A 24593-nucleotide genomic window follows, 5' to 3' on the forward strand; every position below is an offset into this window, starting at 1 on the left:
ATATTAGTCCTCTACTACCAAACCCATTGAACGCGCAGTACCTTCAATTGAGCGAGTCATCGCTTCAATATCAGCACCAGTCATATCAGCGGCTTTAGTCTCAGCAATTTCCTGGACAGCGCTACGCTTGATAGTTCCCACTTTTTCCGTGTTAGGACGGCCAGAACCTGATTTCAGACCAGCTGCTTTAAGCAGTAGGAAAGACGCAGGTGGAGTCTTAGTTTCGAAAGTGAAAGAGCGATCAGAGTAAACAGTGATAACTACTGGAATTGGCATACCTTTCTCGAACTTATCAGTACGAGCGTTGAATGCTTTACAGAATTCCATGATGTTAACACCTTTCTGACCCAATGCTGGGCCTACTGGTGGCGACGGGTTTGCAGCACCGGCTGCGACTTGCAGTTTGATGTAACCATCAACTTTCTTTGCCATGAGACATTTCCTCAAGTTTGGGTACAAACGCTATCAACACTATGCTGAAAAGCTCCCCGAAAAATATGGGTGCGAATTATATATAAATTCACACCCATTTCAAACAAAATTCGTGCTTTATTTAATCAGCTTTTTTCAATCTGACTAAAATCAAGTTCTACTGGAGTCGAGCGACCGAAGATCATCACAGAAACCTTAACGCGGTTCTTCTCATAATCCACTTCTTCAACAGTACCGTTGAAGTCAGCAAAAGGTCCGTCAGTAACACGAACAACTTCACCAGGCTCAAACATAACGCGATGCGTTGGAGACTCAGTAGTTTCTTGAAGACGCTGAAGAATCGCATCAGCTTCTTTATCAGAAATTGGAGCAGGACGATCAGACGTACCACCGATGAAGCCCATTACACGAGGAATACTCTTAACCAAGTGCCAGCTTTCATCATTCATTTCCATCTGCACTAGTACATAGCCAGGGAAAAATTTACGTTCGCTCTTACGACGTTGGCCTGCACGCATTTCAACGACTTCTTCAGTAGGGACTAACACCTCACCAAAGTAGGCTTCCATTTCGTGCATTCTGATATGTTCAAGCAAGGTTTTGCAAACACGGCCTTCATAGCCGGAAAACGCTTGAATTACATACCATCTCTTTTTAGCTTCAGTAGCTTCAGTCATACTTAATGCCTATACGCCTGTAATAAAATTAACAATTCTAAGCAATACTGCATCTAGGCCCCAAAGGATTAAACCTAAAACGGCTGTTGCAGCTAATACAATGAAAGTTGTATTGAGTGCTTCTTGACGCGTAGGCCAAACCACTTTACGAACTTCAATCTGTGATTCACGAGCAAAAGTTAAAGCTTGCTTGCCTTTCTCTGTTTGCAACGCGATGAAACCAGCGATAGCAAAAGTCACGACTACACCTAGGGCGCGTACAACGACACTTGCTTCATTAAAATATTGATTGCCAATAATTGCAGCAGCCAACAAGATTACGACTAGGCTCCACTTTACGATATCCAGAGAGTTACCCTGGCTTTCAGTATTTGTTGTCATCGGTTAATTCCGTTACTCACTACGTTCTGAGTCAAGTGACACTAATAAATAGTATTTTGCTCAGTGAAAAATTCAGTCAGACTAGCTATCCGAACTGGCGACTACTCGACATACTTAACTTAAGTATAATCAACGAGTCAAAAATCGGTCATAGATTGTATTCTTATTCCACTTATTTGGCAAGAATACATAGCCCAGCTTCACTAACAAATTAAACCTAAATGCAATAAAAACAAAAAAGGCAGCCTAAGCTGCCTTTTTCAGTATCGAGTTAAGACAATTGCTAATTAAGCAACGATCTCAGCTACAACACCAGCACCAACTGTACGGCCACCTTCACGGATAGCGAAGCGTAAACCTTCGTCCATCGCGATTGGAGCAATAAGAGTTACTGTCATAGCTACGTTGTCACCAGGCATTACCATCTCTACGCCTTCTGGCAATTCGATAGTACCGGTTACGTCAGTTGTACGGAAGTAGAACTGTGGACGGTAGCCTTTGAAGAATGGAGTGTGACGTCCGCCTTCTTCTTTAGACAGAACATAGATTTCTGACTTGAAAGTTGTGTGTGGAGTGATTGAACCAGGAGCAGCAAGAACCTGACCACGCTCAACATCTTCACGCTTGATACCACGTAGAAGAACACCACAGTTCTCGCCAGCACGACCTTCGTCAAGAAGCTTACGGAACATTTCAACACCAGTACAAGTAGACTTAGTTGTATCTTTGATACCAACGATTTCTACTTCGTCGCCAACACGGACGATACCGCGCTCGACACGACCAGTAACAACAGTACCACGACCAGCGATTGAGAAAACATCTTCGATTGGAAGAATGAATGCACCATCGATAGCACGCTCTGGCTCTGGAATATAAGTATCTAGTGCTTCTGCAAGCTCAAGGATCTTAGCTTCCCACTCTGGCTCGCCTTCAAGGGCTTTAAGCGCAGAACCTTGGATAACTGGTAGGTCATCACCTGGGAAGTCATATTCAGATAGAAGTTCACGAACTTCCATTTCTACTAGTTCTAGAAGCTCTTCGTCATCAACCATGTCACACTTGTTCATGAATACGATGATGAATGGTACGCCAACCTGACGTGAAAGCAGGATGTGCTCACGAGTCTGTGGCATTGGACCATCTGTAGAAGCTACTACTAGGATAGCGCCGTCCATCTGTGCAGCACCAGTGATCATGTTTTTAACATAATCCGCGTGACCTGGACAGTCTACGTGTGCGTAGTGACGTGCTGGAGTATCATACTCGATGTGAGAAGTATTAATTGTAATACCGCGCTCACGCTCTTCTGGAGCGTTATCGATCTGTGCGAAATCACGCTTAGTACCACCGTAAGTCTTCGTTAATACCGAAGAAATAGCAGCAGTTAGAGTAGTTTTACCATGGTCAACGTGTCCAATGGTACCAACGTTTACGTGTGGTTTTACGCGTTCAAATTTTTCTTTAGCCATGGTATTGCCCCAATCCAAAGTATTTGGTGATGAAACTGCATATAGCAAAAAATCCGATGCATAGAAAATGTCATCGAATCAGTTAGTAAGATAATCAGAATGGTGAGAAGCAGGAGAGAGCTGATAGGTAGTCTTAAACGGGAAAAAAGCACTCGAGACCGAGTGCTTTCTACTGATTAAGTATTATCAGCGAGATTTTGGAGCGGATGGCGGGAATCGAACCCGCGTTATCAGCTTGGAAGGCTGGAGTAATACCATTATACGACATCCGCGGAACCTACTTCAGGTTACCTAACTACCTAGAATATGGTGGAGGGAGAAGGATTCGAACCTTCGAAGGCTGAGCCGTCAGATTTACAGTCTGATCCCTTTGGCCACTCGGGAACCCCTCCAGAGAAATGGTGCCGGCACCAAGAGTCGAACTCGGGACCTACTGATTACAAGTCAGTTGCTCTACCAACTGAGCTATGCCGGCGTGTCATTTCGGTAGCGGATATTATGGAAATGTGAGCGTAAGTGCAATAGCAAAAGTGAAATATTATTGAAAAAAAGCGTTAAATGGTGTTTTTTTATGCTTATAGTTCTCTTCGCGTATACTTTTAAGGCGTTTAAAACAAATTAGTCCTTAAAGCCAGCATCATGGTTCTCATTGCTGTTGTTCATAATAAATTCATAGTGTACTGTGCCCTCCTGAACGGAGAACTTCGCAATGTCGCAACCCAACCAAATTCACAACGCTCTTTATCTCGCATTTCAGCGCCTACAATGGGCAGGTCTACGAGAGTCTGTGCCATTAACACTCAGTGAAAATGATTTGGCAGACTTGCGTGGTATCAATGAGAAGATCTCATTATCTGAAGTCACCGATATTTATCTGCCTTTAAGCCGATTACTTAACCTTAATGTTGGCGCAAAACAGCAAAGAGGTTTAGCACTTAATGAGTTCTTAGGTCACGTGCCCCCCAAACGCCCTTATATTATCAGTATTGCAGGCAGTGTTGCTGTGGGGAAAAGTACCACAGCTCGTATCTTGCAAGCACTATTAAGCCACTGGCCTGAACATCCAAAAGTCGATTTGATCACTACTGATGGTTTTTTATATCCATTAGCCGAGCTTAAGCGACGTGGCTTGTTGCAACGTAAAGGTTTTCCTGAAAGTTACGATATGAAAGCCTTAGTTGAGTTTATTTCAGCCATTAAGGCTGGTGAAGCAACGGTTAGCTCGCCGATATACTCACATATCACTTATGATCGTATTCCTGATGAACAACAATGGATCCGTCAGCCTGATATTTTAATCATTGAAGGGCTCAATGTTTTGCAAACGGGGCAAGACTCTCCAGTTGACACACAACGTCCTTTTGTCTCAGATTTCGTCGACTTCTCAATCTATGTCGATGCTAATGAATCGCTATTAAAGAAATGGTATATAGACAGGTTTTTACAATTTAGAACTGGCGCGTTTAGCTCAGAAAATTCTTATTTCCATCATTATTCAAAGCTCGGTGATAAAGAGGCTACTGCAACAGCTTCAAATATTTGGGATACGATTAACGGACCAAATTTAACCTTAAATATTTTACCAACCCGTGAACGAGCCCATCTGATATTACAAAAAGGACCTGATCATTTGATGGATCAAGTCCTATTAAGAAAATAATCTTCAAAACTAGATTCAAGCGCTAGCGAAATTATCGTGATGGGTTAGTCTATTCTACGTAGACTAATTTCACCGCCAATATAGCTCTGTGATCCCGAATCAGTTTCTAAGACAATAGCCCCTTGCTCGTCGACTCCCCTACAGACACCATGGATCTCATCCTGGCCCATCAGTAATTTAACGGGCTTGCCTTGAAACAGATCGGCTGCACGCCAACGTTCTTGAAACGGTGTTAGACCAGAGTTCTGAAATAGGCTAAGGTCTTGATGTAATTGCTTCTGTAAAAGAATTAATAAGGCTGTTTTATCCGGCATCCTCGCTTGACCTGATAAATCACTCCAAGGTTGGTCGATCTGCGCAGCATGCTGCTCTCCCATTACCATATTCAAGCCGATGCCAATGACTAAATTGCACTCACTATCAGCCTGACCACTCATCTCAATTAACACGCCAGCAAGCTTTTTATTGTCTAAGTAAATATCATTCGGCCATTTGACGCCGACATCCTTTACTCCCAATTTTTCCAAAACTGAAACAATGGAGCACGCCACCACAAGACTTAGGCCCATAGCTTGCGCCATGCCCTGTGGAAACTGCCAATACATTGAAAAGTATAAGTGACAACCATAGGGAGATACCCAGACTCGACCACGCCGACCTCGACCTGCTGACTGGTACTCAGCGACGCAGATATCACCGGAAATGAGCTCTTCTGCATGCTTAAGGATAAATGCATTGGTACTGGGTATTTCATCAAAATAAAAGCAACGGTTACTCATTTGGCTTTTCAGCTTAGTCTCATCGACCAAAGAAATAGGTCCGTTTAGACGGTAACCTTTACCTTTGACGCTATAGATATCGACACCGTATTCCTCAAGTCCTGCAATATGATTACTCACCGCAGTTCTAGAGACCCCAAGAGTTGCCGCTAAGGTTTCTCCGGAGACAAATTTTCCTGTGGCTAACTCTGATATGATCTCTCGTTTACGACTCCATTGTTCAGCCATGCTATAAACTCCTCTCCCCATTAGCAGAAATCATTCTTGGTTCAGGTTCAAGCCTGATACCAAAATCTTCATCTATTTTGTCAACGACGAACCTAGCGAGTGATAGCACATCATCACTCGTAGCATTCCCCTTATTGATTAGCACTAAAGCTTGTTTCTCGTGTACAGCAGCACCACCAATTTGATGACCTTTTAAACCTGCAGTATCGATTAACCAGCCTGCTGCAACTTTAGTTTTACCCTGGACGCTAGGGTAACCAACAATGCTTGGATAGCGCTCAAGCAAGCTTGCGAACTGTTTGTTATCAACAACGGGGTTTTTAAAAAAACTGCCGGCATTACCGTAGTCTTTAGGATCGGGTAACTTTGACTTGCGAGTATCACAGATACAATCAAAAACTTGTTTCGGTGTTACTTGCGCACAGTTCAATATTTGAAGTGGACCATATTCGAGTTTCGGAGCCCATGCTTTAGGCAACTTAAATCCCACTCGAGTGATAACAACCTTGCCTAACAACTCTTGCTTAAAGATAGAATCTCGGTAGCCGAACTGACAGGCATAGCCCCCCAATTGAACGAGGTTATTGTCACGTAAATCTACGTATTCAACCCAATCACAAAAACCCGACATTTCAACACCATAGGCACCGATATTCTGAATGGGAGCCGCACCAACCGTTCCAGGGATCATGGCTAAATTCTCTAGCCCGGGAAACCCGTTGGCTAAACAAAAACACACAAAATCATGCCAATTCTCTCCAGCCGCAACCGACAGTTCGTAGTAAGTTTCATCATCTGAAACTTCAATGCCTTTAGTTTCAACAAGCACTACTGTACCTTCGAAATCATCACAGAGAATAATATTGCTGCCACTACCTAAAATAAGCATTGGCTCCTTCGTAAGGTACAAATCCCGGCAGATTCCAACCAGCTGGTCAGTAGATGACGCATGAACTAATCGACGGCACGAATGCGCTAACGCGAACGTATTATGAGGTTGTAATGAATATGATTGACAGGTTGGCATCAGAGTATCGTTAACAGGTAAAAAGCCATTGTAGCCTAAAGTACCAAACCGAAGAAGTGCCGAACGTTTTATGCCACTTGCAATTCTTTCTGAGTTCATCAGGCTTTGCCAATCTCGAACCACCAACTGCTTCATAAGTTGGGTATAAAACGAACACCAAGTGTGCCAAAATTAAGCGCATCGGCAAGTGATGATCAATTTCTACACTAAAAACCTCATCTTTATGTTTGTGGGTGAATTCGGCGATAGCCGTGAGCTTACGAACACGAAGCAGGGGCGGACAATCTCTTTTAAAAGAACACGCGTCATCACTTCAAAAATTAAAAAATACAGACATACGAAAAAGCCCTAGCACTCTTTGTTTATAAGAGTTGCTAGGGCTTATCACAACGAAAAAAGCCTCATCTTTCGATGAGGCTTTTTTCGTTGTGTTGGCGGAGCGGACGGGACTCGAACCCGCGACCCCCGGCGTGACAGGCCGGTATTCTAACCAACTGAACTACCGCTCCTTTAGCAAAGTGCTTACGCATAATGCTAAATTCTTTTTAAGTCGCTAGCTTGTCAGGGCTAGGAGACTCGCTTATCTCTTTGAGTTAAGCAATGTTTAGCGCCTGGAAATGACCTACTCTCACATGGGGAGACCCCACACTACCATCGGCGATACTGTGTTTCACTTCTGAGTTCGGAATGGATTCAGGTGGTGCCACAGCTCTATGGTTTCCAGACAAATTCGGTAAATTTGAAAAGCTGTTACTCGCTAGCGCAAGTAATTGAAATTATTTTTGAGTTCACACTACATTAAGTGCTTAAATTCTAACTCTGGTGTCTGTTGAAACATCAGTCTCATACAAAACCCATTAGGGTTGTATGGTTAAGCCTCACGAGTCATTAGTACAAGTTAGCTCAACGCCTCACAACGCTTACACACCTTGCCTATCAACGTCCTAGTCTCGAACGGCTCTTTAGAGGAATTAAATTCCTAGGGATGACTCATCTTAGGACTCGCTTCCCGCTTAGATGCTTTCAGCGGTTATCGATTCCGAACGTAGCTACCGGGCAATGCCATTGGCATGACAACCCGAACACCAGCGGTTCGTCCACTCCGGTCCTCTCGTACTAGGAGCAGCTTCCTTCAATCATCCAACGCCCACGGCAGATAGGGACCGAACTGTCTCACGACGTTCTGAACCCAGCTCGCGTACCACTTTAAATGGCGAACAGCCATACCCTTGGGACCGACTTCAGCCCCAGGATGTGATGAGCCGACATCGAGGTGCCAAACACCGCCGTCGATATGAACTCTTGGGCGGTATCAGCCTGTTATCCCCGGAGTACCTTTTATCCGTTGAGCGATGGCCCTTCCATACAGAACCACCGGATCACTATGACCTACTTTCGTACCTGCTCGACGTGTATGTCTCGCAGTTAAGCTGGCTTATGCCATTGCACTAACCGTACGATGTCCGACCGTACTTAGCCAACCTTCGTGCTCCTCCGTTACTCTTTGGGAGGAGACCGCCCCAGTCAAACTACCCACCAGGCACTGTCCCGAACCCCGATTCAGGGGCCGCGGTTAGAACATCAAAACTACAAGGGTGGTATTTCAAGATTGACTCCACTCCATCTAGCGACGAAGCTTCAAAGTCTCCCACCTATCCTACACATGTAGGTTCAATGTTCAGTGCCAAGCTATAGTAAAGGTTCACGGGGTCTTTCCGTCTAGCCGCGGGTATACGGCATCTTCACCGCAATTTCAACTTCACTGAGTCTCGGCTGGAGACAGCGTGGCCATCATTACGCCATTCGTGCAGGTCGGAACTTACCCGACAAGGAATTTCGCTACCTTAGGACCGTTATAGTTACGGCCGCCGTTTACCGGGGCTTCGATCATGAGCTTCTCCGAAGATAACCCAATCAATTAACCTTCCGGCACCGGGCAGGCGTCATACCGTATACTTCCTCTTGCGAGTTTGCACAGTACTGTGTTTTTGATAAACAGTTGCAGCCACCTGGTATCTGCGACTCTCGGCAGCTTAGGGAGCAAGTCCCATCACCACTAAGAGCGTACCTTCTCCCGAAGTTACGGTACCATTTTGCCTAGTTCCTTCAGCCGAGTTCTCTCAAGCGCCTTAGTATTCTCTACCCGACCACCTGTGTCGGTTTGGGGTACGATTCCTACTAACCTGAAGCTTAGAAGATTTTCCTGGAAGCATGGCATCAACTACTTCATCACCTTAGTGACTCGTCATCAGTTCTCAGCCTTAAGTACACCCGGATTTGCCTAAGTGTACAGCCTACAACCTTAAACGCGGACAACCAACGCCGCGCTAGCCTAGCCTTCTCCGTCTCTCCATCGCAGTTAGCAGAAGTACGGGAATATTAACCCGTTTCCCATCGACTACGCCTTTCGGCCTCGCCTTAGGGGTCGACTCACCCTGCCCCGATTAACGTTGGACAGGAACCCTTGGTCTTTCGGCGAGGGGGTTTTTCACCCCCTTTATCGTTACTCATGTCAGCATTCGCACTTCTGATACCTCCAGCGTGGGTTACCCCTTCACCTTCAACGGCTTACAGAACGCTCCTCTACCGCACTAGTGTAAACACTAGTACCCATAGCTTCGGTGTATTGCTTAGCCCCGTTAAATCTTCCGCGCAGGCCGACTCGACTAGTGAGCTATTACGCTTTCTTTAAATGATGGCTGCTTCTAAGCCAACATCCTAGCTGTCTAAGCCTTCCCACATCGTTTCCCACTTAGCAATAACTTTGGGACCTTAGCTGATGGTCTGGGTTGTTTCCCTTTTCACGACGGACGTTAGCACCCGCCGTGTGTCTCCCGTATAGTACTCATTGGTATTCGGAGTTTGCAAAGGGTTGGTAAGTCGGGATGACCCCCTAGCCTTAACAGTGCTCTACCCCCAATGGTATTCGTACGAGGCGCTACCTAAATAGCTTTCGAGGAGAACCAGATATCTCCCGGTTTGATTGGCCTTTCACCCCCAGCCACAAGTCATCACCGCATTTTTCAACATACGTGTGTTCGGTCCTCCAATTGATGTTACTCAATCTTCAACCTGCCCATGGCTAGATCACCGGGTTTCGGGTCTACACCTTGCAACTAAACGCGCAGTTAACACTCGGTTTCCCTACGGCTCCGCTATTCGCTTAACCTTGCTACAAAATGTAAGTCGCTGACCCATTATACAAAAGGTACGCAGTCACGGTCTCAAGAACCGCTCCCACTGCTTGTACGTATACGGTTTCAGGTTCTATTTCACTCCCCTCACAGGGGTTCTTTTCGCCTTTCCCTCACGGTACTGGTTCACTATCGGTCAGTCAGGAGTATTTAGCCTTGGAGGATGGTCCCCCCATGTTCAAACAGGATGTCACGTGTCCCGTCCTACTCGTTTTCACGTAAAGTTAGTTTTCATGTACGGGGCTATCACCCTGTGCCGCTGTGCTTTCCAACACATTCCACTAACACCCTCTACGCTTAAGGGCTAATCCCCGTTCGCTCGCCGCTACTAGGGGAATCTCGGTTGATTTCTTTTCCTCCGGGTACTTAGATGTTTCAGTTCCCCGGGTTCGCCTCACTACACTATGTATTCATGTAGTGATACATGCTTATGCATGTGGGTTTCCCCATTCGGACATCGTTAGCTCAAATGCTTGTTACTAGCTCGCCAACGCTTTTCGCAAGTTACTACGTCCTTCATCGCCTCTGACTGCCAAGGCATCCACCATATACGCTTAGTCACTTAACCATACAACCCAAATAAGTCTCTATGAGAAATACTCGTTGTTCTGAGCGGGTAAGCTCACAACAGCCGTACTGTAACTAATGGTTTCTACTTTCGCCAAAATTAGAATTTTTATCTTATTGCCTCATACTTACGTATCAGCCAACAAGCTAAGACACTTAATGTTAAGTGTTTTTAGAACTCAATTTTTTAATTTCGCGCTAATCCTATAAATAACAACACGATAAATCGTAGTCGTTATCCCTTTCAGATTAACACTATCAGCTTTCCAAATTTTTAAAGAGCGGGCTTAAAAAAGCCAAAGATAAATTCTGCATTTATCTTTGGCATCTCTTACCTGTGCATATGTCTTACTCTTATTGAAGAGAAAGATGTAAATGGTGGAGCTATGCGGGATCGAACCGCAGACCTCCTGCGTGCAAGGCAGGCGCTCTCCCAGCTGAGCTATAGCCCCATTTACATGCAGTCAAACAAATTTACGTTAAAACAAAATCTTTCTTTAGGAGAAAATAAAGATTTTGGTGGGTCAGAGTGGACTTGAACCACCGACCTCACCCTTATCAGGGGTGCGCTCTAACCAGCTGAGCTACAGACCCAACGTAATTTGCTCTTTCTTTACGACAAGCATATCTGTGTGAACACTCAACAACGATTAAGTTAGTCGTATAGGTAAGGAGGTGATCCAGCCCCAGGTTCCCCTAGGGCTACCTTGTTACGACTTCACCCCAGTCATGAACCACACCGTGGTAAACGCCCTCCCGAAGGTTAAGCTATCTACTTCTGGTGCAGCCCACTCCCATGGTGTGACGGGCGGTGTGTACAAGGCCCGGGAACGTATTCACCGTAGCATTCTGATCTACGATTACTAGCGATTCCGACTTCACGGAGTCGAGTTGCAGACTCCGATCCGGACTACGACCGGCTTTGTGAGATTAGCTCCACCTCGCGGCTTCGCAACCCTCTGTACCGACCATTGTAGCACGTGTGTAGCCCTACTCGTAAGGGCCATGATGACTTGACGTCGTCCCCACCTTCCTCCGGTTTATCACCGGCAGTCTCCCTAAAGTTCCCACCATTACGTGCTGGCAAATAAGGATAAGGGTTGCGCTCGTTGCGGGACTTAACCCAACATTTCACAACACGAGCTGACGACAGCCATGCAGCACCTGTCTCAGAGTTCCCGAAGGCACTAAGCTATCTCTAGCGAATTCTCTGGATGTCAAGAGTAGGTAAGGTTCTTCGCGTTGCATCGAATTAAACCACATGCTCCACCGCTTGTGCGGGCCCCCGTCAATTCATTTGAGTTTTAACCTTGCGGCCGTACTCCCCAGGCGGTCTACTTAATGCGTTAGCTTGAGAGCCCAGTGTTCAAGACACCAAACTCCGAGTAGACATCGTTTACGGCGTGGACTACCAGGGTATCTAATCCTGTTTGCTCCCCACGCTTTCGTACCTGAGCGTCAGTCTTTGTCCAGGGGGCCGCCTTCGCCACCGGTATTCCTTCAGATCTCTACGCATTTCACCGCTACACCTGAAATTCTACCCCCCTCTACAAGACTCTAGTTTGCCAGTTCAAAATGCAGTTCCCAGGTTGAGCCCGGGGCTTTCACATCTTGCTTAACAAACCGCCTGCGTACGCTTTACGCCCAGTAATTCCGATTAACGCTTGCACCCCTCGTATTACCGCGGCTGCTGGCACGAAGTTAGCCGGTGCTTCTTCTGCGAGTAACGTCACACCCAAACGCTATTAACGCTTGAGCTTTCCTCCTCGCTGAAAGTGCTTTACAACCCGAAGGCCTTCTTCACACACGCGGCATGGCTGCATCAGGCTTTCGCCCATTGTGCAATATTCCCCACTGCTGCCTCCCGTAGGAGTCTGGACCGTGTCTCAGTTCCAGTGTGGCTGATCATCCTCTCAGACCAGCTAGGGATCGTCGCCTTGGTGAGCCATTACCCCACCAACTAGCTAATCCCACCTAGGTTCATCCAATCGCGGAAGGCCCGAAGGTCCCCTCCTTTCCCCCGTAGGGCGTATGCGGTATTAGCAGTCGTTTCCAACTGTTATCCCCCTCGACTGGGCAGATACCTAGGCATTACTCACCCGTCCGCCGCTCGTCACCTCAGGAGCAAGCTCCCTTGTGTTACCGCTCGACTTGCATGTGTTAGGCCTGCCGCCAGCGTTCAATCTGAGCCATGATCAAACTCTTCAATTAAAGTTTTTTTGCTTCTTCCACCTTACAAGTAAGGCTAAATCAGCGGCTCAACGAATTCTGTATTACATATTGCTATGAACACTCATTCATTAAGTAATTTTTTGATTGCCTCGTGAGAGGCAATTTCGAATAACTTAATCTCTGTGAGTGTCCACACAGATTTGCTTGTCATATTGTTAAAGAGCGTGCTAATCCTATCAAGAACAAGTCTTTCAGTTAGCAGCCTAAGACGCTAGGTCGTTGGCTTGAGGAGGCGTATTCTACACTCTCCAGTGGCGGCGTCAAGCGCTTATTTTAAGAAGTTTCTCAAGCGATGATTTCTTAAGCAGAAGTCAAAACCCGAAGCTCTTAAAGCGATTGTCACCTGAGGCTAATCTCCGTAGAGGTTAATCTCTCTAACACTGCTTGCTTGGCTAGTTGCCTGCTTCACCGTGTCAGTGGGGTCGCATTATAGGGAGATTCGAAAAGAGCGCAAGTGCTTTTTATAAAGAAATCGTTCGCATGCTTATCTTTTCAACAAAGCGCTATTTTACGCTCATTTATCACACTTTAGCTGTTCGGTTTTACATCAATTTTGCACTAGCTTGCAGATAAAGTTCATTTTTTCAGCAACACACTAGTGTATTGGCTAATAATTCATTACCATATGCAGGTTATTAACAGTTAGTTATCAATTCATTTATTCTTCAGAGATTATATTTATGCAGAAGTCATTCTTGATCGTCTTGGCCGTAGCCATTATAGGTGCACTCGCTATTTTTCAGATCGCACCAGATCTAAACGGTGCCATTGCTTTCTTTACTGGTGCTATCATCGCGAGCGTTATTTTTTCTCTTCAATCTAAAACGCCTGCTTCTACTACAACTAACAGCAACGAACCATATAGCGGTCCTACTATGACACTATATGTAGGTAACCTTCCTTATAGAGTTCATGAAGGTGAAGTGAAAGCGCTATTTGGCGAATACGGTCCTGTAAACTCTGTTCGCTTAGTTCGCGATCGTAAAACAGGGCGCCGTAAGGGATTTGGATTTATTGAAATGTCAGAGGCTGGTGCGAAGAAAGCCATGACAAAGCTTAATGAGTTCGACTTCCAAGAAAGAACATTGAAAGTGCGTGAAGCTAAATCACAAGATTCAGATAAAAGTGATAGCAACGCCTAGAGATGTATAGCTAATCTAGATTAGCTGAAGAACGTGAAGCTATAGTAGTGAAACCTTTTTCGGCTAGTCTGGTTGCTAACCCCGGCGTAATCTCCTCCGTTGTATAGATGGCCATCAACTCCCCTGCACTATTATCTAGCTTATCTTCGATGTTCTCGAGTAGATAGCTAACCCTTTGTGCAATCGCTTTACCTGAATCTAATAACTTTACTCCAGCACCTAATACCTGCTGTATTTCGTCAGCTATGATTGGGAAATGAGTACAGCCCAATACTAGCGTATCTAAATCAGAGTGTTGGATCGGCTTTAACTGCGACTCTAGTTTAATGAGATCGAGTTTTTCGCCAGCAAGCTTTGCTTCCGCCAACATAACAAGTTCAGATGAGCCAAACAGGTCGACTTTACAGTCACCGGCAAATTCTTTAATTAACTCTCTAGTATAAGAACGCTTAATCGTCCCATGGGTTGCTAACAACCCTATATGCCGAGTCTTTGAGATTTGTGCCGCTGGTTTGATTGCTGGTACGACTCCAACGATAGGGATCGAGAGCCTGGCTCTTAATCCAGGTAAAACTAAGGTACTGGCGGAGTTACAGGCAACCACAACAAGCACTGCATCAATTCGCTTTACTTGCTCACAAATCAGATCGACGCAGCCTTTAATTAATACCGACTCTTCGAGTTCACCATAAGGTAAACGAGCATTATCGAATAGATAGCAATAGCCTTGGTCGGGTAATACCTTTTTGATCTCATCAAAGATAGATAGACCACCAATCCCTGAGTCAAAAATTACAATCGGTCCTGACACAAACAATCTCCGCTATAGGATAAAAACAACTCGATAGGAAAAAATGAGCCTGCTGTAATGTCTAACTTGCGGCAGGATTAGCTATATTGCTTTAGAATTTTCCCACAACCTAGGTAAAATCGGAAGCCAGAAACTGGACATCCCAGCTATCTAGTATAATATTCCGCCCCTAATTAATGCCAACGGTGATCAAGATATGAATTTAGCAGCAATGGATCCTACAACCTATGATGTGCAACTCGAAACGAAGCGCGTCAAGTTAACGCAGTTATTTGCTGATTTTGATACCCCTGAACTAGAAACATTCAGCTCAGAGCCAGCACATTATCGTATGCGTGCAGAGTTTAGAGTTTGGCATGAAGGCGAAGACCTCTATTACTATATGTTCGATAAAGAACTTAATAGCAAGGTCCGCTGCGATCAGTTTCTACCAGCAAGCGAGCTCATCAATAAGATGATGCCTGCCCTAGTTGAGCTATTAAAGCCAAATACTATTTTGCGTCATCGCTTATTCCAAATTGATTTTCTATCGACGCTCAGTGGCGAGATCTTAGTTTCATTGCTTTACCACAAGCAGCTTGATAGTGAATGGGAGCAGCAAGCCAAGATCTTAAAGCAGACTCTTAGTACTCAGTTTAACGTTAACTTAATTGGTCGTGCACGAAAGCAAAAAATCATCTTTGATAAAGATTTCGTTGTTGAGTCGCTTAATGTTGCTGGTAAGCAATTACAGTATCATCAAATTGAAAATAGCTTTACTCAGCCTAACGGCAAGGTATCGGTTAAGATGCTTGAGTGGGCAATTGATGTCACTAAAAACAGCACTGGTGATTTGCTAGAGCTCTACTGTGGTAACGGTAACTTCTCTATCGCTTTAGCACAGAACTTCGACCGCGTGTTAGCTACCGAGCTTGCTAAGCCATCGGTTGAGTCTGCTCAGTACAACATCAAGGTCAATCAGGTCGAAAACCTGCAGATCATCCGTATGTCTGCCGAGGATTTCACCGAAGCTATGGCTAAGAAGCGTAGCTTTAGACGTTTAGAAGGCATAGATCTCGATAGCTATAACTGTAATACCATTTTTGTCGATCCACCACGCGCAGGCTTGGATGCTGACACCGTTAAGCTGGTACAAGGTTATGAGCGTATCGTTTATATCTCATGTAACCCCCATACCTTACTCGATAACTTAGCAGAGCTGAGCAAGACCCATAAGATCACTCGTTTTGCTCTATTTGATCAGTTCCCGTATACCGACCATATGGAGTCTGGGGTATTTTTGGAAAAGCGTTAAATTTTCTACCCAATTAAAAATGCCGCTTCATCATGAATGCGGCATTTTTGTCTCATCAACGATACCATGTCGCTAAAAAGCTAAAATCCAGTTAGCGATTCAGGACTTAATGGCAGTTCACAAGCATGTGTAACGATTTAAAATCTAACGACTATCCATCTTCTGTTGTAACGCCTCAGATCCCATCGCTATCATACGTAACTGAATAACTAACCTATCAGCTAAGATCTTGCGATCGGCACGTTTCATATCTAGAGCTGCGGCCCCCGCATTAAATACCAAAGTCACTAACGCTTCAGCTTGAGCATGAGCCAAGTCCGGTGTCCTATTTGCCGTCGCTTCGGTGTAATGGGCCAATTCCGAAATAAAATGTTCAATCTCACGCGCTACAGCACCTCTAAAAGGCGCTGATGTCCCTGAACGCTCGTGCAGTAGAATACGAAACACGTTTGGGTTTGACTCTAGCACTTCCATAAAGGTTTCAACCGAAATGCGAATAACACTACCGCCGGCCTCAGCACGTTGACGGCCTTTACGCATCATCTGCCTTAGGGTTAAGCCACCCTCATCAACCATGGTTAAGCCCAGCTCATTCATATCTTTAAAGTGGCGATAGAAAGATGTTGGAGCAATATTTGCCTCACGGGCTACTTCGCGCAGACTCAGACTAGAAAAGCTACGTTCTGCGCTTAATTGATTAAACGCCGCATCGACAAGTGCCCGCCGAGTCTTTTCTTTTTGTTGTGCTCTAATGCCCATGTTGAACCTACTTACGAAAATTATTCCTTGAATAATACCGCTTTTTAATACAAAACGCAGCATCTACAAACTTGACCCAGATCACTATCCAAGCTAAATTAGCGTACAGATGTACGCTCAACAAGGGATTTAAAACTATAATGAAAAAACCTCCCATCATCTGGATGAATGTGAGTCTATTTAGCATCACATTCGCCTGTGCTGTAATCTTCGTGCCTTGGTACGGTATCGCCTATGGCTTTGATGCCATTGAATGGCTTTGCTTCGTGGTTGTCGCTTTTGCAAGTGGCCTATCCATCACGGGGGGCTACCATAGACTCTGGTCTCACCGTACCTATAAAGCTCATGCTTCGGTTCGGTTTCTATATGCCCTTGGTGGCGCATTGGCCTTGCAAAATAGTGCGTTACACTGGTCTTCTGATCACCGAGAGCATCATAAGCATGTCGATAACAACGATAAAGATCCTTATTCAGCAAAAATGGGCTTCTGGTACAGCCATATAGGCTGGATGCTGCGCGAATATCAGGCCCAGCGTTACCATGACTACAAGAATGTTCGTGATCTTCAGAACGATAAGATCGTCATGTGGCAACACAAGTATTACCTACCACTCCTACTTACCATGAACTTTGGCTTGCCCATCCTATTAGGTTGGTTAAATGGCGATATCTTAGGCATGGTGTTGCTAGCCGGATTATTACGCCTAGTGGTCGTACATCATTGCACTTTTTTCATCAACTCACTGGCACATGTCTGGGGCTCGCAGCCCTATACAGATAAAAACACTGCCCGAGATAATGGCTTCATCGCACTGTTAACTTACGGTGAGGGTTACCACAACTATCACCATATCTTCGAGAATGACTACCGTAACGGTATCCACTGGTGGCAGTATGACCCGACTAAATGGCTGATTAACACCTTAGCCTGGATGAGATTAGCCGATAGTCGTCGAGTGGTGCCACAAGAGCGTATTGAGTATGCTCGATTACAGATGCAGCTCAAACGCACCAAGATCAAGGTGGCTCACCTGCCTAATAGCGAAGAGCTGATCGAGAAGTTACAAGCAGAATACGAAACACTGAAAACTCACCTTGCTGAGTATTATGATGCCAAGAAAGCCTTAATTGAAGCCAAGCGCAAACAGCTTGCTAACAAACAACTGCTTAGCCAAGTAAAAGAGCTAAAATTACGCTTTAAGCAGCAACAAAAAAGCTGGCACAGTTTGACAGCAAGTTTTAGCTAAATTCAATACAAATACAAAGCCGCTAACACTGCGGCTTTTTTATTTTTACGGGTCATGATTTCCCAAAGGCTGCAAGTATAGCCCTCAAGGATAAGGTTCAAGTCTCAACTTGTGCCTGAGGTCGATTGAAGTCACTGGATTATGGGTCTATTATGATCGGCTACTTACCATTTTTAGGGCGTTTTAAGCTCATGACCGATTCAGAAATTAAACTTACCGAGTATAGTCACGGCGCTGGTTGCGGCTGCAAAATTTCACCAAAAGTACTCGGCACAATACTCGCTACTCAACTACCTGTATTTGACGACCCGAACCTACTGGTGGGTAACCAAACTCGTGATGATGCTGCTGTCTATAAGCTCAATGAGACCACTGGCATTATCAGCACCACTGACTTCTTTATGCCTATTGTCGACGACCCATTTACCTTTGGTCGTATCGCCGCGACAAATGCCATCAGTGATATCTACGCTATGGGCGGTACGCCTATGATGGCTATTGCAATTCTAGGTTGGCCAGTTAATAAATTACCTGCAGAAGTGGCACAGAAAGTTGTTGATGGCGGCCGACAAGCCTGTGCAGACGCAGGTATCATGCTAGCCGGTGGCCATAGCATCGACTCACCAGAGCCTATTTTCGGTCTCGCCGTAACCGGCCAAATCCCACTAGATGAGCTAAAGCAAAACGATACAGCAAAAGCTGGCGATAAACTTTACCTTACTAAGCCTTTGGGCATTGGCATTTTGACCACAGCGCAAAAGCAGAAGAAGCTAGCGGATGCCGATTTAAATACTGCGGCTGAAGCCATGTGTCAGCTAAATATTCTTGGCCCTAAGATCGCTAAGATCCCACAGGTTAATGCACTAACCGATGTCACCGGATTCGGCTTAGCAGGCCACCTGCTAGAGATGTGCCATGGTGCAGACTTAAGTGCCAAGATTGATATTAGCCTGCTACCTTTACTACCTAATGCACGCCATTATTTAGAAATGGGCTGCGTCCCTGGTGGCACCCATAGAAACTTCGACAGTTACGGTGAGCATTTACCCACTTTGACTGATGAGCAAAAAGCCATTATTTGCGACCCGCAAACCAGTGGCGGTTTGTTGATTGCCGTTGCAAACGATGGTGAAGCAGCCTTGAAAACACTGCTAGCTGACAATGATATCGAACCTATCTGTATCGGTCAGTTAGTCGAAAAGAATGCGCTTAAAACCGTGGAGCTTATTTAATGTCACTCAATAAAGTGCGTGCTAGCGAATATCGTCGAATATTCGTTAACGATCATCCAATAATGGATGCGCGCGCACCCGTAGAGTTTGAGAAAGGTGCCTTTCCTGCCAGCGTTAACCACCCTCTAATGGAGGATGAAGAGCGTAAAAAGGTGGGCACTTGCTATAAAGAGCGTGGCCAAGAAGCCGCGCTCAAGCTCGGTCATTCACTGGTTCATGGTGAAATAAAGCAGCAAAGAGTCGATGCTTGGCTGGATTTTTTCAGCAAGAATCCAGATGGATACCTTTATTGTTTCCGCGGTGGCCTACGTTCACAGCTGACCCAACAATGGCTAAAAGAAGCTGGCCTAGATATTCCCTTTATCGAAGGTGGCTATAAGGCGATGCGACAGTTTCTAATTGAAACTATCGATGATGCGCCAAACATGAAGCCTATGCTGATCCTCAGTGGGATCACAGGTAGTGGTAAAACAGACTTTCTACTAAAGCGCAAAGAGGCGGTTGATCTAGAAGGGCTTGCTCACCATAGAGGCTCTAGCTTTGGTCGTTATCATGAGCCACAACCAAGCCAGATCAACTTCGAGAACGCACTCGCTGTCGCACTATTAAAACACCAAGACAGTGCTGCCAAGCACTTGCTGCTTGAAGACGAAAGCTATCTAATTGGCCGTTCAGCCTTGCCCCAAGCGTTTTATACAGGGATGCAAGCTGCCGGCGTATTGGTCCTAGAGGAGTCTTTAGATGCTAGACTGGCGCGCCTTCTTAATGAATACGTGCATAAGATGCACTCCGGCTATATTCAAAGACTGGGCGAAGAAGCGGGTTTTGAAGCGTTCGCCCAATACTTAGCGCAGAGCATCACCGGCATCAAAAAGCGCCTAGGTAACAAGCAGCACGATGAGTTTCAAGCAATCATCACCAACGCGTTAAACATTCAGACAAGTCAAAATGATACTAGTGCTCACTTAGAGTGGATTGAATTGCTATTAGTAAAATACTACGACCCAATGTATCAATATCAAATCGACAAAAAAGCCGACCGAGTCATCTTTAAGGGTGACCATCAAGCGATGCACCAGTGGCTAGATAACCACTAATCTTGATTTAAGCTAATCCCATTAGCCTGTCATTATCGGCAGCTAATGGGGTTATTTTCACCCTGAGTTCCCGTCCCTCAACAGCATCAAATGTTACTCGCACCACTTTATAGTCTGCAAATTCAGCACGCGCTTTAAACTCGCCGACAGAGGGATTATTCACACAAATCACGCTATCAATATCGATATGACGACCCGCATACCAAGTCAATCGAGACAGTGCCCAGCTAACCAAGCCATGATTAGCAGCTTTTTGATAAACGTCCGACGTAAATAAGACTGGATGGCTAAAACTACCGAAAATTACCACCAAGTCTCGCCAAGTTAGACCATTGGTCACCAGCAAAAGCTTGGGGGATTTATGCAGTAATTCAGGATCTAACAACTGAGTTTTATACTTAACTCTTCGGATAAAGTAGCTACAAACACTCAAAAGTAACTCAGGCCAACGCCAAAGCAATAACAGCAGCACGAGCAAATTGGCGCTAGCCAGCAGTAAAAACAGCTGTGCTATCGACCACTGCAACACATTGAGTGCCAGCATGGCAAAAATAGCCGAGCTCACCATAAACAAGGCATTGATAATATTATTACTGGCTATCGCCTGCGCGCACTCGCCCTCTTTCGCCCGCGCCTGGATATAGGTGTATAGCGGCACAATAAACAAACCACCGCCAACGCCGATCATAAATAGATCAAGCATTAGGTGATAATGAGCCGCCTCAGCAATGAAGCTTTGTAGGCTATAAAGCGTCTCAACACCGAGCTGACCAGGTAGCGCAAAGTAGAGATCGATGCCAAATATGGCTAATAGCGTCAATCCTAATGGCATTATCCCCAACTCGACTTGCCGACAAGACAAGCGCTCGCAAACAAACGAGCCTGTACCGATACCAACCGAAAACAGCAGCAAGAGTAGCGATACCACGGTGGGATCCGCGTTTAACGTAATACGAGCAAAGTTTGGAAACTGAGTCAGATAAGTCGCGCCGACAAACCAAAACCAACTAATAGCTAAAATGGCAGTCCAGATCTCGGAAGATTGGCGCACCTTTTTAATATTGACTAAGGTGGCGGAGACAATAGAAAAGCGTGGCTTTACATCTGAATGAGCAGGAATACTCGGGATAAACCAACTCGCAGTCATACCTATCAATGCTAGGGTAAATACCGTGGCTGCAGCCCAGTAGGTCGCGTAATCGCTGGCAACGATCATTCCAGCTGAAATTGTACCAGCCAAAATTGCCAAGAAGGTGCCCATCTCTACCCAAGCATTACCAGAAACCAGCTCACTGTCGCGCAGTACTCTAGGTAACAGGGAGTATTTTACTGGCCCAAAGTAGGCTGATTGTACGCCTGTCAAAAACAGCAATAGCAACATGAGCAGATAACTGTGACTAATAATGGCAAATATAGCCACCGTCATAATCACCAGCTCAAGAACCTTAAGCCGACGGATCAACAAAGCTTTATCGACACTGTCAGCCACCTGCCCTGCATGGGCAGAAAACAGCAGGAAAGGCAGAATAAACAAGCCTGCGGCCAAGTTTACAAATAGGTGAACATCTATGGGTAATTCGTCGATCTGAGAGTAGCTCACTAACAGCAATAAAACGTTCTTAAATACATTGTCATTCAATGCACCTAGGCATTGAGTGACAAAATAAGGTAAGAAACGTCGGCTAAATAACATCGACCTTAGCAATGTTCCTGTTTGAAGTAACTCATCAGCAGCCTTGGCTCACCTTCACCAAAGTAATCGGCCTCGAAGCCGTTCTCGGTAAAACCACGACGCAGATATAATGCTTTAGCTGGATTGTCTGGCGCTACGGTCAGATTTAGCTGATTAATCTCAGGAGAGAGTGTGGCTAATAATTGGGAGATAAGTCTAGTGCCTATACCCTTGCCACGCGCACTATCCGATACCGCTACCGACAAAACCCAAGCAACATCAGCTCTAGCACTCGTTGATGCCAATAGATAACCGATAACTTTGGCATCGCCATCTTTGGCCACAAGAAAACCACTGGGCCAACAGTCCAATGCCTGTCTAAAGAAAAAATCTGGATAACAATGTCCAGCAAAACATTGGCGTTCAAGAGCATCAATCGCGGCAAGATCTTGCTTGCAAGCGATTGATATTAGTGTTGAATCATTCATTAATAAGGATCTGGTCCCACTCAAGTGCTGGCGCACCGACCACTATAAAATTAGGGTTTTCTAGGCTTTCTCGCTCATTGTAAGTCAGCGGCTGTAGATTAAGATCCATGATCTGCCCACCGGCTTCCTCAACGATAATCTGCGCGGCACCCGTATCCCATTCACCAGTTGGGCCAATACGTACGTAGCAATCGGCTCGTCCTTCGGCGACTAAGCAACTTTTAAGCGCTGCGCCACCGAGCACCACCAGTTCACAGTGCTTACTCTGATTAAAAAGTTTAATCACAGATTGCGGATCTTGGCGGCGACTTACCGCTAAGCGTAATGACTCAGAACCATCCTTGCTTAGCTGCAAACTGCTGATGCGCACTTCTGCTCCATCTTTACGCTTGTAGGAGCCTAAGCCCGCAATGCCGTAATAGCAGACTTCAGTCATTGGCACATACACCACGCCCAAAATCGGACGGTTATGTTCAACTAACGCAATAATTACTGAGAAATCACCGCTACCCGCGATAAACTCGCCAGTACCATCCAATGGGTCCACTAACCAGTAGCGTTGCCAATCACAGCGTTGCTCGAACGGAATATCGGCATCTTCTTCAGATAATACGGGGATATCGGGCGTCAACGCCTTAAGCGCATCAGTAATGATTTCATGAGCGGCGAGATCTGCAGAGGTCACTGGCGTATTATCAGATTTGATCTCGCGTTCGAAATCACCTTTTTGATAAATATCACGAATTTCCTTGCCTGCTAATGTTGCGATTTCAATGACTTGATCTACATAATTCTCTGGATTCATAACTACTCCAACAGCCTAACACCCATGACCTGCGTCGTTTTGTCTATCTTAGTTGTAGATGTTTTTGCGCTAAAAATAAAGCACTTACACTACGAGACTCTGAAAAATCGTCCTCATTCAGTAGATCTTGCCATTCAGTTAATGGCCAAGGAACCATATCGATAGGTTCTGGCTCATCGCCTTCGAGGATACTTTCGTAAAGGTCTTCAGCTAAAAATATCTGCATTTTACTAGCAAAATAACCCGGTGCTAGGCTTAGCTCCATTAAATGGGTCAGTTTTCTCGCCCCATAACCTATCTCTTCCTGTAACTCGCGATTTGCTGCTTCATGGGCCTCTTCTCCGGGATCGATCAACCCCTTAGGAAACCCTAGCTCATAGCTATGAGTACCTGCAGCATATTCTCGACCTAACAACAGCTCAGTACCGTTGAGCACAGGCACAACCATTACCGCACCGCGATTATTGCCTTTCATACGCTCATACTGACGCTCGACTTGATTGGAAAACCTCAAGTGCACTCGTTCAATTTGAAACAGTCGACTTCTAGCAACGACTTCAGCGTGCAAAATTTCAGGTTTCTCATTTTTTTTAGTCATACACATTCCAGTGCCGCTGCCGACTTATCATTTAATTCAGTATAATCTTACTATTGTTCACCCAATCTACAACATGAATTTTCTAGGATCGCGTAACTATGTTTCCATGGAACGAAATTGACACAGTTTTACTCGATATGGACGGGACTTTACTAGACCTACACTTCGACAATCACTTTTGGATGCAGCTGATCCCTAAGGTACTCAGCGAACAGCGAAATATCTCCATCAAAGAGGCCAATAACTGGGTTGAGCAGTGCTACCTTAATGTAGAGGGAACCTTAAACTGGTACTGCCTCGACTATTGGGAGCAGCAGATGGGACTGGATATTATGTCGCTGCACCGCACTCTAGTTGAGCGGATCCAGCTGCGTCAAGACAGCATGCCTTTCTTGGACGCGCTTAAACAGGCTGGAAAACAGCGTATTTTGGTGACTAACGCCCACCCAAAGAATCTTGGTCTGAAATTAGAACATACCGACTTAGCCTTAGGGCTCGACAGCATGATCTCCAGCCATGAAACGGGTTATCCAAAAGAACATCCGTTATTTTGGCAGCATCTATTTAAGCAGTTCAATTTGCAGCCAAGCCGTTGTTTGTTTATCGATGATAACGAAGCCATATTACAAGCGGCGAAATTAGCGGGGGTGGGGTATCAATTAGGAATAGCGAACCCTGATAGCCAAAAGCCTAATAAGATATTTGATGATTTTCCAGCAATTGAAGATTATCACTACCTGCTAGATGAACTACTTTTGCAAAAGTAATCAACAAAAAGGCGCTGTATAAGCGCCTTTTC

At 45.4% G+C, this 24593-nt stretch carries 19 protein-coding genes, 6 tRNA genes and 3 rRNA genes; 7 read left to right on the forward strand and 21 right to left on the reverse strand.

The genetic code is table 11. The features are described from left to right. Window positions 1-3: 3 nt before the first annotated feature. From rplK to SHAL_RS21460, 7 genes are all read right to left on the reverse strand, one after another. Complete coding sequence (rplK, locus tag SHAL_RS21430) at window positions 4-432, reverse strand: 50S ribosomal protein L11 (RefSeq protein ID WP_012279190.1); 429 nt, start codon at window positions 430-432, stop codon at window positions 4-6. A gap of 125 nt (window positions 433-557) precedes the next feature. After that, window positions 558-1109, reverse strand: a complete 552-nt coding sequence (nusG, locus tag SHAL_RS21435; protein WP_012279191.1) for a transcription termination/antitermination protein NusG — start codon at window positions 1107-1109, stop codon at window positions 558-560. A 9-nt stretch (window positions 1110-1118) separates the two neighbouring features. After that, window positions 1119-1490: a preprotein translocase subunit SecE gene (secE, locus tag SHAL_RS21440; protein WP_012279192.1), complete on the reverse strand. Its 372-nt coding sequence runs from the start codon at window positions 1488-1490 to the stop codon at window positions 1119-1121. A 287-nt stretch (window positions 1491-1777) separates the two neighbouring features. Continuing rightward, entirely contained in the window at window positions 1778-2962 is a 1185-nt protein-coding gene (tuf, locus tag SHAL_RS21445) for an elongation factor Tu (RefSeq protein WP_012279183.1), read from the reverse strand. 198 nt (window positions 2963-3160) lie between these two features. After that, a tRNA-Gly gene (locus SHAL_RS21450) sits at window positions 3161-3234 on the reverse strand. Window positions 3235-3269: 35 nt separating this feature from the next. Then, window positions 3270-3354: transfer RNA gene (locus tag SHAL_RS21455), tRNA-Tyr, on the reverse strand. Window positions 3355-3361: 7 nt separating this feature from the next. Further along, window positions 3362-3437 (reverse strand) — tRNA-Thr (locus tag SHAL_RS21460). A 234-nt stretch (window positions 3438-3671) separates the two neighbouring features. Between SHAL_RS21460 and coaA the strand changes: the two genes are divergently transcribed. Next, a complete protein-coding gene (gene coaA, locus SHAL_RS21465; RefSeq protein ID WP_012279193.1) occupies window positions 3672-4622 on the forward strand; it encodes a type I pantothenate kinase in 951 nt (316 codons plus the stop codon). Window positions 4623-4666: 44 nt separating this feature from the next. On the opposite strand, the gene birA is transcribed toward coaA, so the two are convergent. From birA to SHAL_RS21505, 8 genes are all read right to left on the reverse strand, one after another. Then, entirely contained in the window at window positions 4667-5629 is a 963-nt protein-coding gene (birA, locus tag SHAL_RS21470; RefSeq protein WP_012279194.1) for a bifunctional biotin--[acetyl-CoA-carboxylase] ligase/biotin operon repressor BirA, read from the reverse strand. Window position 5630: 1 nt separating this feature from the next. Further along, entirely contained in the window at window positions 5631-6656 is a 1026-nt protein-coding gene (gene murB / locus SHAL_RS21475) for a UDP-N-acetylmuramate dehydrogenase (RefSeq protein ID WP_012279195.1), read from the reverse strand. A 432-nt stretch (window positions 6657-7088) separates the two neighbouring features. Continuing rightward, window positions 7089-7165, reverse strand: a tRNA-Asp gene (locus SHAL_RS21480). A gap of 100 nt (window positions 7166-7265) precedes the next feature. Beyond that, window positions 7266-7381, reverse strand: a 5S ribosomal RNA gene (gene rrf / locus SHAL_RS21485). 142 nt (window positions 7382-7523) lie between these two features. Further along, window positions 7524-10418 (reverse strand): 23S ribosomal RNA (locus SHAL_RS21490). A 375-nt stretch (window positions 10419-10793) separates the two neighbouring features. Next, window positions 10794-10869, reverse strand: a tRNA-Ala gene (locus tag SHAL_RS21495). Window positions 10870-10934: 65 nt separating this feature from the next. Beyond that, window positions 10935-11011: transfer RNA gene (locus SHAL_RS21500), tRNA-Ile, on the reverse strand. 74 nt (window positions 11012-11085) lie between these two features. Further along, a 16S ribosomal RNA gene (locus SHAL_RS21505) occupies window positions 11086-12628 on the reverse strand. The 16S, 23S and 5S rRNA genes sit together here with 3 tRNA genes alongside, the layout of an rRNA operon. A 701-nt stretch (window positions 12629-13329) precedes the next feature. On the opposite strand from SHAL_RS21505, the gene SHAL_RS21510 reads away from it, so the two are divergent. After that, the gene (locus tag SHAL_RS21510) at window positions 13330-13791 is read left to right on the forward strand and encodes an RNA recognition motif domain-containing protein (RefSeq protein ID WP_012279196.1); all 462 of its coding nucleotides are present in this window, start codon (window positions 13330-13332) and stop codon (window positions 13789-13791) included. A gap of 10 nt (window positions 13792-13801) precedes the next feature. Here SHAL_RS21510 and murI read toward each other — a convergent pair whose 3' ends face one another. Beyond that, the gene (gene murI / locus SHAL_RS21515; protein ID WP_012279197.1) at window positions 13802-14602 is read right to left on the reverse strand and encodes a glutamate racemase; all 801 of its coding nucleotides are present in this window, start codon (window positions 14600-14602) and stop codon (window positions 13802-13804) included. Window positions 14603-14798: 196 nt separating this feature from the next. Between murI and trmA the strand changes: the two genes are divergently transcribed. Further along, entirely contained in the window at window positions 14799-15896 is a 1098-nt protein-coding gene (gene trmA / locus SHAL_RS21520; RefSeq protein WP_012279198.1) for a tRNA (uridine(54)-C5)-methyltransferase TrmA, read from the forward strand. 144 nt (window positions 15897-16040) lie between these two features. Here the strand turns inward: trmA and fabR are convergent, their stop codons facing one another. Continuing rightward, window positions 16041-16655 carry an HTH-type transcriptional repressor FabR gene (fabR, locus tag SHAL_RS21525; RefSeq protein WP_041416171.1) on the reverse strand — a complete coding sequence of 205 codons (615 nt, stop codon included), beginning with the start codon at window positions 16653-16655 and terminating at the stop codon, window positions 16041-16043. A 140-nt stretch (window positions 16656-16795) separates the two neighbouring features. Between fabR and SHAL_RS21530 the strand changes: the two genes are divergently transcribed. The 3 genes from SHAL_RS21530 to mnmH all read left to right on the forward strand — a co-directional run bounded on the left by SHAL_RS21530 (window position 16796) and on the right by mnmH (window position 20231). Next, on the forward strand, window positions 16796-17902 hold the full coding sequence (locus tag SHAL_RS21530; protein WP_012279200.1) for an acyl-CoA desaturase: 1107 nt from the start codon (window positions 16796-16798) through the stop codon (window positions 17900-17902). A gap of 191 nt (window positions 17903-18093) precedes the next feature. Continuing rightward, window positions 18094-19134 (forward strand): selenide, water dikinase SelD, encoded by a 1041-nt coding sequence (gene selD / locus SHAL_RS21535; RefSeq protein WP_041416638.1) that lies wholly within the window; start codon window positions 18094-18096, stop codon window positions 19132-19134. Then, window positions 19134-20231: a tRNA 2-selenouridine(34) synthase MnmH gene (gene mnmH / locus SHAL_RS21540; protein WP_012279202.1), complete on the forward strand. Its 1098-nt coding sequence runs from the start codon at window positions 19134-19136 to the stop codon at window positions 20229-20231. The genes selD and mnmH overlap by 1 nt, the downstream gene beginning before the upstream one ends. A 7-nt stretch (window positions 20232-20238) precedes the next feature. Here mnmH and SHAL_RS21545 read toward each other — a convergent pair whose 3' ends face one another. Genes SHAL_RS21545 through nudE form a run of 4 tightly spaced genes read right to left on the reverse strand, consistent with a single transcriptional unit; the run spans window position 20239 to window position 23794 of the window. After that, window positions 20239-21924 carry an MFS transporter gene (locus tag SHAL_RS21545; protein ID WP_012279203.1) on the reverse strand — a complete coding sequence of 562 codons (1686 nt, stop codon included), beginning with the start codon at window positions 21922-21924 and terminating at the stop codon, window positions 20239-20241. Between the two features lie 5 nt (window positions 21925-21929). Beyond that, on the reverse strand, window positions 21930-22391 hold the full coding sequence (locus SHAL_RS21550) for a GNAT family N-acetyltransferase (RefSeq protein WP_012279204.1): 462 nt from the start codon (window positions 22389-22391) through the stop codon (window positions 21930-21932). After that, complete coding sequence (gene cysQ / locus SHAL_RS21555) at window positions 22384-23196, reverse strand: 3'(2'),5'-bisphosphate nucleotidase CysQ (RefSeq protein ID WP_012279205.1); 813 nt, start codon at window positions 23194-23196, stop codon at window positions 22384-22386. The genes SHAL_RS21550 and cysQ overlap by 8 nt, the downstream gene beginning before the upstream one ends. 43 nt (window positions 23197-23239) lie before the next feature. After that, on the reverse strand, window positions 23240-23794 hold the full coding sequence (nudE, locus tag SHAL_RS21560; protein WP_041416172.1) for an ADP compounds hydrolase NudE: 555 nt from the start codon (window positions 23792-23794) through the stop codon (window positions 23240-23242). 98 nt (window positions 23795-23892) lie between these two features. Here nudE and yrfG point away from each other — a divergent pair, with 98 nt between their 5' ends. Then, window positions 23893-24561 carry a GMP/IMP nucleotidase gene (gene yrfG, locus SHAL_RS21565; protein ID WP_012279207.1) on the forward strand — a complete coding sequence of 223 codons (669 nt, stop codon included), beginning with the start codon at window positions 23893-23895 and terminating at the stop codon, window positions 24559-24561. Window positions 24562-24593 lie beyond the last annotated feature (32 nt).

Source organism: Shewanella halifaxensis HAW-EB4, assembly GCF_000019185.1.
GTDB lineage: Bacteria > Pseudomonadota > Gammaproteobacteria > Enterobacterales > Shewanellaceae > Shewanella > Shewanella halifaxensis.